Annotated in this window: 1 protein-coding gene; it reads left to right on the forward strand. The window is 71.6% G+C overall.

What is annotated here, in order from left to right; all coding sequences use genetic code 11:
• A partial coding sequence (locus D7Y13_RS04260) for a non-ribosomal peptide synthase/polyketide synthase (RefSeq protein ID WP_120630633.1) occupies nt 1-17389 on the forward strand: 17389 nt, incomplete at its 3' end.

Genomic DNA, 17389 nt, shown 5'->3' on the forward strand with positions numbered 1-17389 from the left:
ATGAAGAACGTCGACGACATCTACCGTCTTTCGCCCATGCAGCAGGGCCTGCTGTTCCACACGCTCGGCGCGCCGGGCACCTACGTGGAACAGGTCTACTGGTCCTGGCGCGGCGAGCTGGACGTGGCCACGCTCCAGCGCGCGTGGCAGCGGATGGTGGAGCGGCACACGCCGCTGCGCACGGCGTTCTTCTGGGAAGGCATGAAGGACCCCCTCCAGGCGGTGCGTCGGAAGGTGGAACCGACGTGGCGTCTGGAGGACTGGACGCAGGTGCCTCCGGAAGATCAGGAGGCACGCTTCGCGGCCCGGCTGGAAGCGGATCAGCGCGAGGGCTTCAATCTGTCCGCCGCTCCGCTCCTGCGCTTCACGCTGGTGAAGTGCGGGCCCGCGCTCACGCGGTGCATGCTCAGCTACCACCACCTGGTGATGGATGGCTGGTCGCTGCCCGTGTGCATGCGGGAGCTGTTCCTCACCTACGACGCGCTCAGCCGGGGCGAGGAACCTCAGTTGGATCCGGCCCGGCCGTACCGGGATTACATCGGCTGGCTGTCGAAGCAGGACCGGGCCCAGGCGGAGCGCTTCTGGCGTGAACGGCTGGCGGGCTTCCACGCCGCCACCCCGCTCGCGGCGGACCGGCCCGCTGGGCATGGTTCGGAGGTGGAGGCCTACGGCACCCGGTCCCTGCGGCCGGGCGCGGCGCTGAGCGGGAGGCTGGCGACCTTCACGCGGCAGCATCAGGTGACGTTGAGCACGCTGGTGCAGGGCGCGTGGGCGCTGACGCTGGGCCGGCACAGCGGACAGGAGGACGTGGCCTTCGGCACGGTCGTGTCCGGACGTCCGCCCTCGCTGCCCGGCGTGGACGGCATGCTGGGCACGTTCATCAACACACAGGTGAGCCGGGTGCGGCTGCCTTCGGACACCAGCGTGCTGTCGTGGCTGAAGGCGCTGCAGGCGGAGCAGTTCGCCGCGCGGGACTACGAATACGTATCGCTGGTGGACGTGCAGGGGTGGAGCGACGTGCCCCGCGGCCAGCCCCTCTTCGAGAGCCTGGTCATCTTCGAGAACCTGCCGCGCCGGGGACTCGCGTCGGAGATGACGGCGAGGCTGCCGGTGGACGGCTTCGCGCGCACGCACGCGCGCACCGGCTACCCGCTGAGCTTCGTGGTGCTTCCAGACGCCACGGACCTGGAGCTGCAACTCACCTACGACGAGGCCCGCTTCGACGCGGCCACGGTTCAGCGGATGCTGGGCCACGTCGCCACGGTGCTGGAGTCCATCGTCGGCGCGCCCGAGGCGCGGCTGGCGGACGTGTCGCTGCTCACACCCGAGGAGCGTCAGCAGGTCCTGCACGCGTGGAACGACACGCGCGCGGAGTACCCGTCCTCTGAAGGCATCGCCTCACTCTTCGAGTCCCAGGCGCGCCGCACGCCGGACGCGATCGCGCTCTCTTTCGAGGGACAGTCCCTCACCTACGCGCAGCTCGACGCGCTCTCGAATCAGCTTGCCCGGCGGCTCCAGGAGTTGGGGGTCCGCCCCGGTGACTTCGTCGCCCTCTCGCTGGAGCGCTCCTTCGAGCTGGTCGTCTCCATCCTCGCCGTCTTGAAGACGGGCGCGGCCTACGTGCCGCTGGAGGCTTCTCATCCCCGTGAGCGCCTGGCGCTGATGCTCCAGGATGTCGGGGCGCGACTGCTCATCACCCGGCAACGGTTCGCGGACGCGCTCTCTCCGCTCGTCCCGGCGACGCTCTGCCTCGATGAGGACTGGCGCGCGCAGCTCGCGTCCCTGTCGGACTCCACGCTGGAGGTCCCGGGCCTGGGCGGAGACAGCCTTGCCTACGTGATGTTCACGTCCGGCTCCACGGGCCGGCCCAAGGGCGTGTGCGTCCCCCACCGTGCGGTCGTGCGGCTGGTGCACGGCAATCGCTTCATGCGCTTCGGGCCCCAGGAGGTCTTCCTCCAGTTGGCCCCCGCCGCGTTCGACGCCTCCACCCTGGAGGTCTGGGGTGCGCTGCTGCACGGCGCCCGGTTGGTCCTGGCCCCCGCTCGGGACCTCTCGCTGTCCGAAGTGGCGGCACTGCTGCGCGAGCACCGCGTCACCACCCTCTGGCTGACGGCTGCGCTCTACGAGCAGATGGTGCTCCACCACGTGGATGCACTGGCGACCGTGCCCCAGGTGCTCGCGGGCGGCGACGTGCTGCCGGTGCAGCGCGTGCGGGAGCACGTCTCGCGGTTGTCCGCGGAGTCGGTGCTGCTCAATGCCTACGGCCCGACGGAGAACACCACCTTCTCCACCACGCTCACGCTCACGCGGAGCAGCACGGTGGAGGCCGCGGTCTCCATCGGGCGTCCCATCGGAAACTCGACGGCGTACGTGCTGGACCCGGCGCTGCGGCCGGTGCCCGTGGGTGTTCCGGGCGAGCTGTACGTCGGTGGCGAAGGGCTCGCGTGGGGCTACCTGCACCAGCCGGCCCTGACCGCCGAGCGCTTCCTCCCCCACCCCTTCAGCCCCACCCCGGGTGCGCGTCTGTACCGCACGGGCGACTCCGTGCGCTGGCGTCCCGACGGGACGTTGGACTTCCTGGGCCGCACCGACTTCCAGGTGAAGCTGCGCGGCTTCCGCATTGAGCCCGGTGAAGTCGAGGCCGCCGTGCGCCAGGTGCCCGGTGTGCGTGAAGCCGTCGTCCTCGTGCGCGAGGACATCCCCGGCGACAAGCGCCTCGTCGCGTACGTGGTGCCCGCCGGCCCGGATGCGGCGCACCCCTCCCCGTCCGAACTCCGCGAACACCTGCGCCAGCGCGTGCCCGAGTACATGGTGCCCGCGGCCTTCATGGTGTTGGAGGCGCTGCCGGTCAACGCCAACGGCAAGGTGGACCGCAGGGCCCTGCCCGCGCCCGACGCGAGCGCCGTGGTGCGCGCCCCTTCGCGCCCCCCCTCCACCGACACCGAGCGCCGGCTCGCGGCCCTCTGGACCGAGGTGCTCAACGCCGGCACCGTGAACGCGGAGGACGACTTCTTCGCGTTGGGTGGCCACTCGCTGCGCGTCACCCAGCTCGTCTCCCGCGTGCGCGCGGTCTTCGACGTGGAGCTGCCCCTGCGGGCCGTCTTCGAGGCCCCGACCCTCGCCGCCCTGGCCGCGCGCCTGGACGCCGCCAACACCGACGCCGCGAAGCAGGCACCGCCCCTGGTGCGTGCACCGCGCGAAGGCGCCCTGCCGCTGTCCTTCTCACAGCAGCGGCTGTGGTTCCTGGATCAACTCCAGCCGGACAGCGCCTTCTACAACGTGCCCGGCGTGGTGTGGCTGGAGGGAGAGCTCGACGCGCAGGCCCTGGAGCAGAGCTTGCGCGCCCTGGTGGAGCGCCATGAAGTGCTGCGCACCACCTTCCCGCCGGAAGGCGACACGCCCGTCCAGGTCATCCACCCCACGGGGCTGGCCGCCCTGCCCGCCATCGACCTGACGGACCTGTCCCCCGACGCGCGCGAGGCCGAAGCCCGGCGCCTCGCCTCCGAGGAAGCCGGACGTCCGTTCAACCTGAAGCACGGGCCCGTGCTGCGCGTCACCCTGCTGCGGCTGGAGCCCACGCGTCACGCGCTGCTCGTGACGCTGCACCACATCGTGTCGGACGGCTGGTCCCTGGGCGTGATGGTGCGCGAGCTGGCCGCCTTCTACCGCGCCTTCACCACCGGCCAGTCTCCCAACCTTCCCACGCTGCCCGTGCAGTACGCCGACTTCGCCGTCTGGCAGCGGCAGTGGCTCCAGGGCGACGTCCTGGACGCGCAGCTGGACTTCTGGCGTCAGCAGCTCGCGGGTGCGCCCGCGGCGCTGGAGCTGCCCACCGACCGGCCTCGCCCCGCGATCCAGTCCTTCCGGGGCGCGTCCCTCCCCGTGCGACTGCCCCGCGCCGTCGTGGATCCGGTTCAGGCCCTGGCGCAGCAGGAAGGCGCTACGCCCTTCATGGTGCTGCTGGCCTCCTTCCAGCTCCTGCTCTCGCGCTACTCCGGTCAACAGGACGTCAGCGTCGGCGCGCCCATCGCGAACCGCAACCGCGCGGAGACCGAAGGCCTCATCGGCTTCTTCGTCAACTCGCTGGTCCTGCGCGCGCGCATCGACGCACGCGCTTCCTTCCGCACCCTGTTGCGACAGGTGAAGCAGTCCACGCTCGCCGCCTACGAGCACCAGGACGTGCCCTTCGAGAAGCTCGTCGAAGCGCTCCAGCCCCAGCGGGACCTGAGCCGTTCTCCGCTGTTCCAGGTCATCTTCGCGCTGCAGAACGCGCCCATGGGTTCGCTGGCGCTGCCCGGACTGAGCCTCAAGCTCCAGGAGCCGGACACCTCCACCGCGAAGTTCGACCTGGACCTCAACCTCCAGGAGACCCCTGAAGGCCTCGCCGGCTCCATCGGCTACAGCACGGACCTCTTCGACACCTCCACCATCACCCGGATGGTGGAGCACTTCGGCGTGCTGCTGAGCGCGCTGTGCGCCCGGCCGGATGCACCGCTCGCCTCGTTCTCCCTGCTGACCGGTGACGAGCGGCAGCGCGTGCTCGTGGACTGGAACGCCACCGCCCGCGACTACCCGCGCGAGCCGTCCCTCGCGGCCCTCTTCTCACGACAGGCCGCGCTCACCCCGGACGCCATTGCCCTCGTGCAGGGCGAGCAGGTGCTGACGTACGCCCAGCTCGACCTGCTCTCGAATCAGGTCGCGCATCCGCTCCGGGTCCTCGGCGTCGGCCCCGGCTCCCGCGTCGCCCTTTCGCTGGAGCGTTCGTTCGAGCTGGTCGTCTCCATCCTGGCCATCCTCAAGGCGGGGGGCGCCTACGTCCCCCTGGACGCCTCGCTCCCTCGCGAGCGCCTGGGCTTGATGATCCAGGACGTCGGGGCCCGCATCCTCCTCACGCAGGAGCGGTTCGCCGCATCGCTCTCGCCGCTGTTCGACTCGACGTTCCTCTTCGATGCCGACTGGCGCGCGCGCCTCGCGACGCAGCGGGACTCCGCGTTGGAGATCCCGGACGTGGGAGGCGACAGCCTCGCCTACGTGATGTTCACGTCCGGCTCCACGGGCCGGCCCAAGGGGGTCTGCATTCCCCAGCGTGCCGTCACGCGGCTGGTGCGCGACAACACCTTCCTGCGCTTCGGACCCCAGGAGGTCTTCCTCCAACTGGCGCCCGTCGCCTTCGACGCCTCCACCCTGGAGCTATGGGGCCCGCTGCTCCACGGCGCCCGGCTGGTGCTGCCCCCTCCGCACGCGCTGTCCCTGGAGGAGATCGCCGGACTGCTGCGGCAACACCGCGTCTCCTCGCTCTTCATCACGACCGCCCTCTTCGCCCAGTTGGTGCAGAACGAGCCCGAAGCGCTGGCGAACGTGTCCCAGCTCATGGCCGGCGGCGAAGCCATGCCCCTGGCGCGCGCTCGCGAGCACCTGGAGCGCATGCGCCCGGGCACGCGCTTCTTCCACGTCTACGGGCCCACGGAGAACACCACCTTCTCCACCAGCCAGCCGCTGGAGCCCGGGACGCCCGTGGGCGGCTCGCTGCCCATCGGCCGGTCCATCTCCAACTCCACGGCCTACGTGTTGGATCCGGACCTGCAACCGGTGCCGGTGGGCGTACCCGGCGAGCTTTACGTCGGTGGCGAGGGCCTTGCCTGGGGCTACCTCCAGCAGCCGACGCTGACGGCCGAGCGCTTCCTTCCGGATCCTTTCGGCACCACGCCGGGCGCGCGCCTGTACCGCACGGGCGACAAGGTGCGCTGGCTGGCCGACGGGGCCCTGGACTTCCTGGGCCGCACCGACTTCCAGGTGAAGCTGCGCGGCTTCCGCATCGAGCCGGGTGAAATCGAAGCCGTCCTGCGCCAGGTGCCCGGCATCCGGGACGCCATCGTGCTTGTGCGCGAGGACAGCCCCGGGGACAAGCGGCTGGTCGCGTACGTGGTTCCGTCCGCATCCGGCGAGGCAGGCCCCACGCCGGACACGCTGCGCACCACGCTCAAGCAGCACCTGCCCGAGTACATGGTGCCCGCGGCCTTCGTCCTGATGGACGCGCTGCCGCTCAACGCCAACAACAAGGTGGACCGCAAGGCGCTGCCCGTGCCCGACGCGGGCTCCGTGGTGCGCGTCGCGTCGCGTGCGCCCGAAACGGACACCGAGCGTCAACTGGCGGTCCTCTGGGCCGACGTGCTGAAGCTCGACACGGTGGGCGCCGGGGATGACTTCTTCGCCCTGGGCGGCCACTCGCTGTTGGCCACGCAGCTCGTCTCCCGCCTCCGCGCCGCGTTCGGGGTAGAGCTGCCCCTGCGCACGCTCTTCGAGGCCCCCACGCTCGAAGCGCTCGCGGCACGCATTGATGCCATGCGCACCCGGGCGCTCGCGCCCACGGCTCCGCCGCTGGTGCCGGTGTCGCGCGAGGGCGCCCTGCCGCTCTCCTTCGCGCAGCAGCGGCTGTGGTTCCTGGATCAGCTCGAACCCGGCAGCACCGTCTACAACGTCCCGGGCGTCCTCCGGCTGGAAGGAGAACTCGATACCGCCGCGCTCCAGCAGGCCCTGGATGCGCTGGTGCGGCGACACGAAGTGCTGCGCACCACCTTCGCCCCGGGCCCGTCCGGCCCCGTGCAGCGCATCGCGCCGCCCGCCCCGTGCGTCTTCGAGCGCATCGACCTGGAGTCCCTGTCGCCGTCGGCGCGCGAGCTCCGGCTGCGAAGCCTCATCGCCGACCACGCCTCGCGTCCGTTCGACCTCGCGCGAGGCCCGCTCTTCCGCGCGGTGCTGGTGCGCCTGACGGCGAAGCAGCACGCGCTGCTGGTGCTCACGCACCACATCGCTTCGGACGGCTGGTCCGTGGGCGTGATGGTGCGCGAGTTCGCCGCCCTCTACCGCGCCATCTCCACCGGAGAGGCCTCGAACCTGCCCGCGCTGCCGGTGCAGTACGCCGACTTCGCCGTCTGGCAGCGGCAGTGGCTCCAGGGCGACGTCCTGGACGCGCAGCTGGACTTCTGGCGCCAGCAGCTCGCGGATGCACCCGCGGCGCTGGAGCTGCCCACCGACCGGCCCCGGCCCGCGATCCAGTCCTTCCGGGGCGCATCCCTTCCGGTCTCCCTGTCCGCCCCGGTCTCCCGCGCCCTCAAGGCCCTGGCGCAGCAGGAAGGCGCTACGCCCTTCATGGTGCTGCTGGCCTCCTTCCAGCTCCTGCTCTCGCGCTACTCCGGCCAACAGGACATCAGCGTCGGCTCGCCCATCGCGAACCGCAACCGCGCGGAGACCGAAGGCCTCATCGGCTTCTTCGTCAACACGCTCGTCCTGCGTGCACGCATCGACGCGCGCGCTTCCTTCCGCGCCTTGCTGCGCCAGGTGAAGCGCTCCACGCTCGCGGCCTACGAGCACCAGGACGTGCCCTTCGAGAAGCTCGTCGAAGCGCTCCAGCCCCAGCGTGACGCCAGCCGTTCGCCCTTCTTCCAGGTGTCCTTCGCGCTGCAGAACGCACACGTGGGCGCGCTGGAGCTGCCAGGGCTGAGCCTGAAGCTTCACGAAGCGGAGGCCACCACCGCGAAGTTCGACCTGGACCTCAACTTCCAGGAGACCGCGGACGGCTTCACCGGTTCCATCGGCTACGGCACGGACCTGTTCGACGCCTCCACCGTCACCCGGATGATGGAGCACTTCGGCGTGCTGCTCGACGCGCTGTGCGCCCGGCCGGACGCGCCGCTGTCCACGCTGTCGCTCCTCGCGGGCCCCGAGCGACAGCGGGTGCTGGTGGACTGGAACAAGACGCGCGCCACCGCTCCGGTGGACGACACGCTCCCGAGCCTCTTTGAATCCCACGTCCAGCGGGCCCCATCGGCCGTGGCCGTCGAACACGAAGGCCAGCGCCTCACGTACGCGGAGCTGGACTCGCGCGCGAACCAGCTCGCCCACCACCTGAAGTCGCTCGGCCTCCCGCCGGAGGCGCGCGTCGGCCTGTGCGTGGAGCGCGGGTTGGATCTGATGGTCGGCCTGCTGGGCATCCTCAAGGCCGGTGGCTGCTACGTGCCGCTGGAGCCGGCCTACCCCCGACAGCGCCTGGCCTACATGTTCCAGGACTCGGGTGTGGCGGCGGTGGTGACGCAGCAGGCGCTGCGAGACTCGCTGCCCGAACATTCGCTCCCCACGGTGTGCCTGGACTCGGACGCGCCGGTGCTCGCGCGTCAGTCCACGCAGGCCACCCAGGGGCCTCGCGTCGCGGCGGATCAGCTCGCGTACGTCCTCTACACCTCCGGCTCCACGGGCCTGCCGAAGGGCGTGGGCATCACCCACCGCTCCATCGTCCACCTCGTGCGCGACACGGACTACGTGGACCTGGGCCCGGCGGACTGCATGGCCCAGGTGGGCACGCCGTCGTTCGACGCGGCCACCTTCGAAATCTGGGGCGCGCTGCTCAACGGCGCGCGGCTGGCCGTCATCCCGCGCGACGTGACGCTGTCGCCGCGAGCGCTGGCGAAGCGGCTGAAGGAGGTGGGTGCCACCACCGCCCTGCTCACCACCGCCCTCTTCCATCAGGTGGCGCGCGAGGTGCCGTCGGCCTTCGAGGGCATGCGCTACCTCTTCTTCGGCGGAGAGAAGGCGGACGCGCGAGCAGCGCTCCAGGTGCTCGGCGCGCATGGCCCCCGGCATCTGGTGAACCTCTACGGCCCCACCGAGGCCACCGTCTGCTCCACCTCGCAGGAGGTCGCGGGCCTGCCGCCCGACGCCACCGCCATCCCCATTGGCGGACCGCTGACGCGGATGCGCGCCTACGTGCTGGATGCGCACGGACAGCCCGTGCCCACCGGCGTGCCCGGTGAGCTGTACCTGGGCGGCGTCGGACTGGCGCGGGGCTACCTGGGCCAGCCCGCGCTGACGGCCGAGCGCTTCGTGCCGGACGCATTCAGTGACCTCCCCGGAGCGCGGCTGTACCGCACGGGCGACCGGGCGCGCTGGAACGCGCACGGCACGCTCGACTTCGTGGGCCGCGTGGACGCACAGGTGAAGCTGCGCGGCTTCCGCATCGAACCCGCGGAGGTGGAGGCCTTCCTCCTCCAGCACCCCCAGGTGCGCGAAGCCGTGGTGCTGGTGCGCGAGCAGGCGCCGGGCGATCACCGCCTCGTGGCCTACGTGGTGGCCACTGTCCCCGAACCGGACACCGCGGCCCTGCGCGCCTTCCTCACCGAACGGCTGCCGGCCCACATGGTGCCGTCCGCCTTCGTGTCGCTGCCCGCACTCCCGCTGACGCCCAACGGGAAGCTAGACCGCCACGCGCTGCCGGCCCCGGATGCCCGGTCCGTCGCCACCGCGTCCACGCCCGCCGTGCCTGAGAGCCTGACGCTCTTCCAGCAGCGCATCGCCGCGCTCTTCGGCGAGCTGCTGAACCTGGAGCGCGTGGGCCTGCACGATGACTTCTTCGCGCTGGGCGGCCACTCGCTGCTGGCGACCCAGCTCGTCTCGCGCGTGCGCTCCACCTTCGGCGTGGAGCTGCCGCTGCGCACGCTCTTCGACGCGTCCACCGTCGCCCGGCTCACCGGACACGTGGAGGCACTGCTCCTCTCGCGCGCCACGACGCCCCAGCTTCCGCCGCTGCGCCCCGTGCGCCGCGACGCGGACCTGCCGCTGTCCTTCTCCCAGCAGCGGCTGTGGGTGGTGGATCAGCTCCAGCCCGGCGGCAGCCAGTACAACATCCCCGTGGCGATCCGGCTGGAGGGCACGCTGGACGTCGAGTCCCTGCGCCTGGCCCTGGAGCACCTGGTCGCCCGCCACGAGTCCCTGCGCACCACCTTCGCGCTGAAGGACGGACAGCCCGTCCAGCAGGTCCATCCCGCCTCCACGTGGACGCTGCCACTCACCGACCTGGGCACCGTGCCGCCCGAAGCCCGCGAGGCCGAAGCGCACCGCGTGACCGCGGAGGAAGCCAGCGCGTCGTTCGACCTGGGCACCGGCCCGCTCCTGCGCACGCGCCTGTTGCGGCTGGACGCGGAGCATCATGTCCTCTTGCTCAACATGCACCACGTCGTCTCCGACGGCTGGTCCATGGGCGTGCTCGTGCGCGAGGTGGCCGCCGGCTACGCGGCCTTCTCCACCGGGAAGACGCCGTCGCTGCCGCCGCTGCCGGTGCAGTACGCCGACTTCGCCGCGTGGCAGCGCCAGTGGCTCCAGGGCGACGTGCTCTCGCAGGAAGTGACGTGGTGGAAGGAACAGCTCGCCGGGGCGCCGCGCGTCCTGGAGCTGCTCACCGACAAGCCCCGTCCGGCCATGCGCTCCTCGCGCGGCGGCCTGCTGCCCGTGCACCTGCCCCTGGAGCTGACCCAGGGCCTGCTCAAGCTCGCGCGGCAGGAGAACGCCACGCCGTTCATGGCGCTGCTGGCCCTGTGGCAGGTGCTCCTGTCCCGCTACACGCGGCAGGAGGAGCTGCTAGTCGGCTCGCCCGTCGCGGGTCGCCGCCACGGCGAGCTGGAGGGGCTGGTCGGCTTCTTCGTCAACACGCTGGTGCTGCGCGGTCGCGTGCGCGGCAGGGATTCGTTCCGCGCGCTGCTCGCCCAGGTGCGTGACACCACCCTGGCCGCATACGAGCACCAGGACCTGCCCTTCGAGAAGCTCGTCGAGGAACTCCAGCCCCAGCGCGACCTGAGCCGCAACCCGCTGGTGCAGGTCATCCTCGCGCTACAGAACGCGCCCCAGGGTGAGCTGAAGGCCCCGGGCCTCACGCTGCGCCCGGTGGAGGTGGAGAACGCCACGGCCCGGTTCGACCTGGGCCTGCTGCTCTCCGAGTCCCCGGACGGCCTGCGCGGCGTGCTCGAATACAGCACCGACCTGTTCGAGCCCGCCACTGCGGTCCGCATGGCCGGACACCTGCGCACGTTGCTGGAGTCCGTGGTCTCCACGCCGGAAGCGCCGCTGTCCACGCTGGAGTGGCTGACCCCACCCGAGCGCCAGCAGCTCCTGGTGGACTGGAACGCCACCGACGCCGCCTACCCGCGCGATGCGTCCATGCCGGAGCTGTTCGAGCAGCAGGTCGCCCTGCGCCCGGATGCGATGGCGTTGGAGTTCGAGGACGAGCGCCTCACCTACGCCCAGCTCGATGCCCGCGCGAACCAGATGGCGCACCTGCTGCGGGAGCACGGCATCGGGTTGGACTCGCTGGTGGCCGTGTGCCTGGAGCGCTCCACGCAGATGGTTGTGTCGCTGCTGGCCATCCTCAAGGCCGGTGGTGCGTACGTGCCGCTGGACGCCGCGTACCCGACCCAGCGCCTGACGTACATGCTGGAGGACGCGCCGCCGCGACTGCTGATCACCACGCGCGCGCTGCGCCCGAGCCTGCCGGTGTCCGACGCGCTGCCCTGCCTGTTCGTGGAGGAGCTGCGCCTGGACGCGCAGCCCACGTCCCCGACGGGCGTCCGTCCGCTGGCGCGCAACTTGGCCTACGTGGACTTCACGTCGGGCAGCACCGGCCGGCCCAAGGGCGTGGCGGTGGAGCACCGGGGCGTGCTGCGCTTGATGTACGGCGCGAAGTACGTGGACATGGGGCCCGAGGAGACGCTCATCCTCATGGCGCCCATCTCCTTCGACATCTCCACCATGGAGGTCTGGGCCGCGCTGCTCACGGGCAGCAAGCTCGCCATCTTCCCGCCGGTGCCTCCCACCGACCTGGAGCTGCTGGGCACCGTGCTGCGGCGCCATGCCGTCACGACGCTCTACCTGTCCACGGGCCTGTTCTCCCAGATTGTGGACGTGGGGCTGGAGATGCTGCGCGGCGTGCGCCAGGTCATCGCGGCCGGCGACATCCTGTCCCCCACGCACACGCGCAAGGTGCTGGACACGCTGGGCATCCCCGTCGTCAACGGTTACGGGCCCACGGAAGGCACCGTCTTCGCCAACTGCCTGCGGGTGACGCGCGCGGAGGACGTGGGCACGAGCGTGCCCATTGGCCCGCCCATCTCCAACACGCAGGTGTACATCCTGGACGCGCACCTGCGCCCGGTGCCGGTGGGCGTGCCCGGTGAGCTGTGCATCGGCGGCGACGGACTCGCGCGGGGCTACTTGTCCCGCCCGGACCTGACGGCCGAGCGCTTCGTGCCGGATGCCTTCGGCGGCAGGCCCGGAGAGCGGCTCTACCGCACGGGCGACCTGGCGCGCTGGCGTCCCGATGGCGCGGTGGACTTCCTGGGCCGCATCGACACGCAGGTGAAGGTGCGGGGCTTCCGCATCGAGCTGTCGGAAGTCGAAGCCGCCGTGATGTCCACGCCCGGCGTGCGCGAGGCCATCGTGCTGGTGCGCGAGGACGTGCCCGGCGACAAGCGGCTCGTCGCCTACGCCGTGCCCGCGCTCCCCGCCACTTCGGGAGAGGTGGCCACGGCCCTGTCCGCCACGGACCTGCGTGAACACCTGCGCCAGCGGCTGCCCGAGTTCATGGTGCCGTCGGCCTTCGTCGTCCTGCCCGCGCTGCCGCTGAACCCCAACGGCAAGGTGGACCGCAAGGCGCTGCCCGCCCCCACGTCCACCGGGAGCGCGGGCCGCTTCGTGGAGCCCGGCAACCCGCTGGAGGAGAAGATCGCGGCCATCTGGGCGCGCGAGCTGGGACTCGAGCGCGTGGGTGTGCACGACCACTTCTTCGAGGACCTGGCCGGCACGTCGCTGTCCGTGGTGCGCGTCTCCACGCGTCTGCGCGAGGAGCTGAAGCACGAGCTGCCCGTCGTGTGGCTCTTCGAGCACCCCACCGTCCACGGCCTCGCCCTGCGCCTGGAGCGCGAATCGGGTGGAGCCCTGGGCCGCACCGAAGCGACCGTCGCGCAGCCCAGCGCGCCCGTGGCTCCGCCGCGCGCGAAGGCCCCGCAGGCGTCGGGGTCCGCCGACATCGCCATCATCGGCATGGCGGGCCGCTTCCCTGGCGCGGGGTCCGTGGAGGACTTCTGGAAGAACCTGCGCGAGGGCGTGGAGTCCATCTCCCGCTTCACGCCGGAGGAGCTGGAGCACCTGCCCGGCCTGCCCGAGGGCATGGAGCTGTGGCAGCACCCGGGCTTCGTCCCCGCCGGTGGCGTGCTGGACGACATCGACCAGTTCGACCACGCGTTCTTCGACATGTCGCTGCGCGAGGCGCAGTGGACGGATCCGCAGCAGCGGCTGTTCCTGCAGTGCACCTGGGCGGCGCTGGAGGACGCGGGCATCGAACCGGAGCAGTTCCCTGGAGACATCTCGCTGTACGCGGGCGCGAACGACTCCGGCTACGCGCAGGCGGTGCAGCAGAACATGCCGCTGGACGGCGCCGCCTTCTTCGAGCTGTACGGCACCGCCACGCACCAGAGCCTCGCGCAGAAGACGTCCTGGAAGCTGGGCCTGCGCGGAGAGAGCACGCTCGTCTACACCGCGTGCTCCACGGGGCTCGTGGCGGTCCACCTCGCGTGCCAGAACCTGCTGGCCGGGCTGTCCGACGTGGCCCTCGCGGGCGCGACGCGTCTGAGCGCGGCCCAGCGCACGGGCTACGTGTACCAGGAGGGACTCATCTTCTCTCCGGATGGCCACTGCCGCGCGTTCGACGCGAAGGCGAAGGGCACCATCTCCGGCAATGGCGTGGCCGCGGTGGTGCTCAAGCGGCTGGACGACGCGGTGCGGGACGGCGACTCCATCTACGCCGTCATCCGCGCCACGGCGACGAACAACGACGGGCGGGACAAGTCCGGCTTCACCGCGCCCAGCGTGCAGGGCCAGTCCTCCGTCATCACGCAGGCGCTGTCGCGCGCGGGGGTGCAGCCGAAGGACATCGGCTACGTGGAGGCGCATGGCACGGCCACACCGCTGGGCGACCCGATTGAAGTGGCTGCGCTCCAGCGGGCCTACGGGCTGGGGCCCGAGCACCGGGGCACCATCGCGCTCGCGTCGCTGAAGACGAACATGGGCCACCTGGACACGGTGGCCGGGCTCGCGGGCCTGATGAAGGCCGCGCTCGCGCTGCACCACGGGGAGATTCCCCCCAGCCTGCACTTCGAGAAGGCCAACCCGCAGATCGACTTCGACGCCGGACCCTTCTTCGTCAACACCACTTTGCGGCCCTGGCCCGCCGGCGAGACGCCGCGTCGCGCCGCCGTCAGCTCCTTCGGCGTCGGCGGCACCAACGCCCACGCCGTGCTCGAGGAAGCACCCATGTCGCACAGCGGTTCCACCACGCGTTCCCACCAGGTCGTCCTGCTCTCCGCTCGCACCCCCGAGGCGTTGGAAGCGGCGTCCCAGCGGCTCGCGACGCACGCGGAAGCCCGGGCGGACCTGTCCATGGCGGACGTGGGCTTCACCCACGCGGTGGGCCGCAAGGGCTTCGACCACCGGCGCACGGTGGTGGCCCGCGACGCGGCGGACCTGGCGAAGCAGCTTCGCAAGCCGTACACGCCGGTGACGGTGAAGGACGCGGAGTCCGCGCGCCGTCGCCGCGTGGCCTTCGTGTTCCCCGGTCAGGGCGCCCAGCAGGTGGGCATGGGCCGCGATCTGTATGAGGCGGAGCCCGCCTTCCGCGCGCACCTGGATGCGTGCCTCGTGCTGCTGGAGGTGCCGCTGCGCGAGCGCGTCACCACGTTGCTCCAGGCCGTACCCGGTCCGCAGGCTCCGGAGTCCGCGCTGCTGGCCGACACGCGCGTCGCGCTGCCCGCGCTGTTCGCCGTGGAGGTGTCGCTGGCGCGCATGTGGATGGACTGGGGCGTCAGGCCCCACGCCGTCCTGGGCCACAGCTTCGGCGAGTACGCGGCCGCATGCGTGGCGGGCGTGCTGTCGCTGGAGGACGCCCTGAAGCTGGCGGTGGCGCGTGGAGAGCTGATGCACCGCATGCCGCCCGGCGCGATGCTCGCGGTGGCGCTGTCCGAGGCGCAGGTGGTGCCGCTCCTCAAGGGCCGCCTGACGCTGGCCGCCCACAACTCGCCGGACCGGTGCGTCGTCTCCGGTCCGGTGGAGGAAATCGAGCGGTTGCAGGAGGAGCTGAAGCGGCGCAACGCAGGGGCGGTGCGCATGCCCGCGCCGCACGCGTTCCACTCGGCGGACGTGGAACCGCTGATGCCCGAGCTGGCGAAGGTGGTGGGCTCGCTGGGCCGCGCCGAGCCGACGGTGCGCTACGTCTCCGGACTTACCGGCACCTGGGCCCGTCCGGGGGAGCTGGGGACACCGCGCTACTGGGCGGATCAAATGCGCCAGCCGGTGCGCTTCACGGACTCCGTAGGGGCGCTGCTGGAAGAGGGCTGCAGCGTGCTGCTGGAGGTGGGGCCCGGACAGGATCTCACCCCGCTGATGCGCGCGTGCTTCGGCCAGGACAAGGACCGCGTGAAGGCGGTGCCCTCGGTGCGTCGCGGAGGCTCCACGCCGGAGCACGCCGGCCTGTTGGCGTCGATGGGCGAGCTGTGGACCCACGGGCTCGCGCTGGACTGGAAGGCGTTCTACGCCCACGAGCAGCGCCTGCGGATCCACCTGCCCACGTACCCGTTCCAGCGCAAGCGCGTCTGGGTGGAGGCCTCGCGCACCACCGCGCCCGTGGCGGCGCCGGCCAACGCACCGCGCGCGGAGCCTGTCCCCGCCCAGGCACCGGCGCCCGTGGTGACGGTCTCCCCGTCCTCGCAGGGAACGCTCGCCGCCCCTTTGCCGGACACGTCCGCGCGGACCGGAATGGCCCAGCCGGCCGCCGTGGCCCAGGCTCCCGAGCCGGCTCCCCTGGCCCGGGTTCCCGTGACGCCCGCGGCGGTCACACCGGGAGCCCCCGCGCGCGCGGATGCACCGCGAGGCGACATCGAGGAGCGCGTGGCCGCGCTCTGGCGCGAACGGCTGGCGCTGGAGTTCGTCGGACGCGACGACAACTTCCTGGAGATCGGCGGCAACTCGCTGATGGCCGCGCAGTTGCTCAACCAGTTGCGTGACACGTTCGGCGTCCAGGTGCCGCTGGCGGCCCTGTTCGAAGCCCCCACTGTGGCGGGCATCGCCGCGCGCATCGAACCGATGATGCAGCAGGCGCCCAGCGCCGTGCAGACGCGCGAGCTGCCACTGGAGGCCCTGCCGCGCACGGGCGAGCTGCCCCTGTCCTTCGTGCAGGAGCGCGTGTGGCGCCTGGAGCAGCACCTGCCGGGCCTCTCCGCCTACAACATCCCCGTCGTCCTCAAGCTGGAAGGCCCGGCGGCCGTGGAGCCGCTGGAGCGCGCCATCCAGGAGATCGTCCGCCGCCACGAAGCGCTGCGGACCACCTATGACCTGGTGGACGGCCGTCCCGTGCAGCGCTTCCACCCGCACGTGCGCATCCCGCTGGAGCGCGTGGAGCTCACCGGCACGCCCGAGGAGCGCGAAGCCGAAGGCCTGCGCCTCGCCCGCGAGGACGCGGCGCGTCCGTTCGACCTGGTGAACGGGCCCGTCCTGCGCACCACGCTCGTGCGACAGGCGGAGGACGTGCACCTGTTGCTCGTCTGCATCCACCACGTCGTCTGCGACACGCTGTCCATCGCCATCTTCATCCACGAGCTGAGCCAGCTCTACGGCGCCTTCCGCCAGGGCAAGCCCTCCCCGCTGGCGCCGCTGACCGTGCAGTACGCGGACTTCGGCGCGTGGCAGCGCCGCACCATCGCCGAGCACCTGGTGCCGGAGCAGGAGCAGTGGTGGCGCACCCGGCTGGCGGGCATGCCGCGCCAGTTGGGCGTGCCCACGGACCGGCCGCGCCCGGAGAAGTGCCCGCTGACGTCGGAGCGCATGAGCGTGGCGTTCACGCAGGCGCTGGCCCGGGAGCTGGTGGCCTTCGGCAAGCGCGAGGGCTTCACCGGCTACATGACGGTGCTGGCCGCGTGGAACGTGCTGCTGCACCGCTACACGGGGCAGACGGACATCATCGTCGGGACGCCCATCGCCAACCGCACGCGGCCGGAGCTGCTGTCACTCATCGGCTACGTGGCGCACTCGGCGGCGTTCCGCACCAGCCTCGCGGGGGACCCGTCCTTCCGCGAGCTGCTGGAGCGCGTGCGCCAGGAAGTCACCGACGCGCAGGCCCGCCCGGACGTGCCGTTCGAGTACCTGGTGGAGCAGCTTGTCCCAGGCAAGGACATCGGCCGGGACCGCATGGCCGACACCGTCTTCGTCTACCACAGCAACGCCGTGTCCAGCGTCGATGCGCAGGACACGATGGGCGTGCGCACCTCCATCGTGGAGGTTCCCGGCACCCCCGTGCAGTGGGGCACGACGCTGTCCGACCTGACGCTCATCCTGTCGGAGGGGCCCGCGGGCGTGCACGGCGCGCTGGAATACGCCACCGAGCTGTTCGATGCGTCCACGGCCCGGCGGATGCTGGAGCACCTCCAGACGCTGCTGACGTCCGCCCTCGCGACGCCCGATGAGCGGCTCTCCCGCCTGTCGCTCGCCACCGAGGTCGAACGCAACGCCTGGCCCCGTCCCC

Origin of the sequence: Corallococcus praedator (genome assembly GCF_003612125.1) — a bacterium.
GTDB classification, from domain to species: Bacteria; Myxococcota; Myxococcia; order Myxococcales; family Myxococcaceae; genus Corallococcus; species Corallococcus praedator.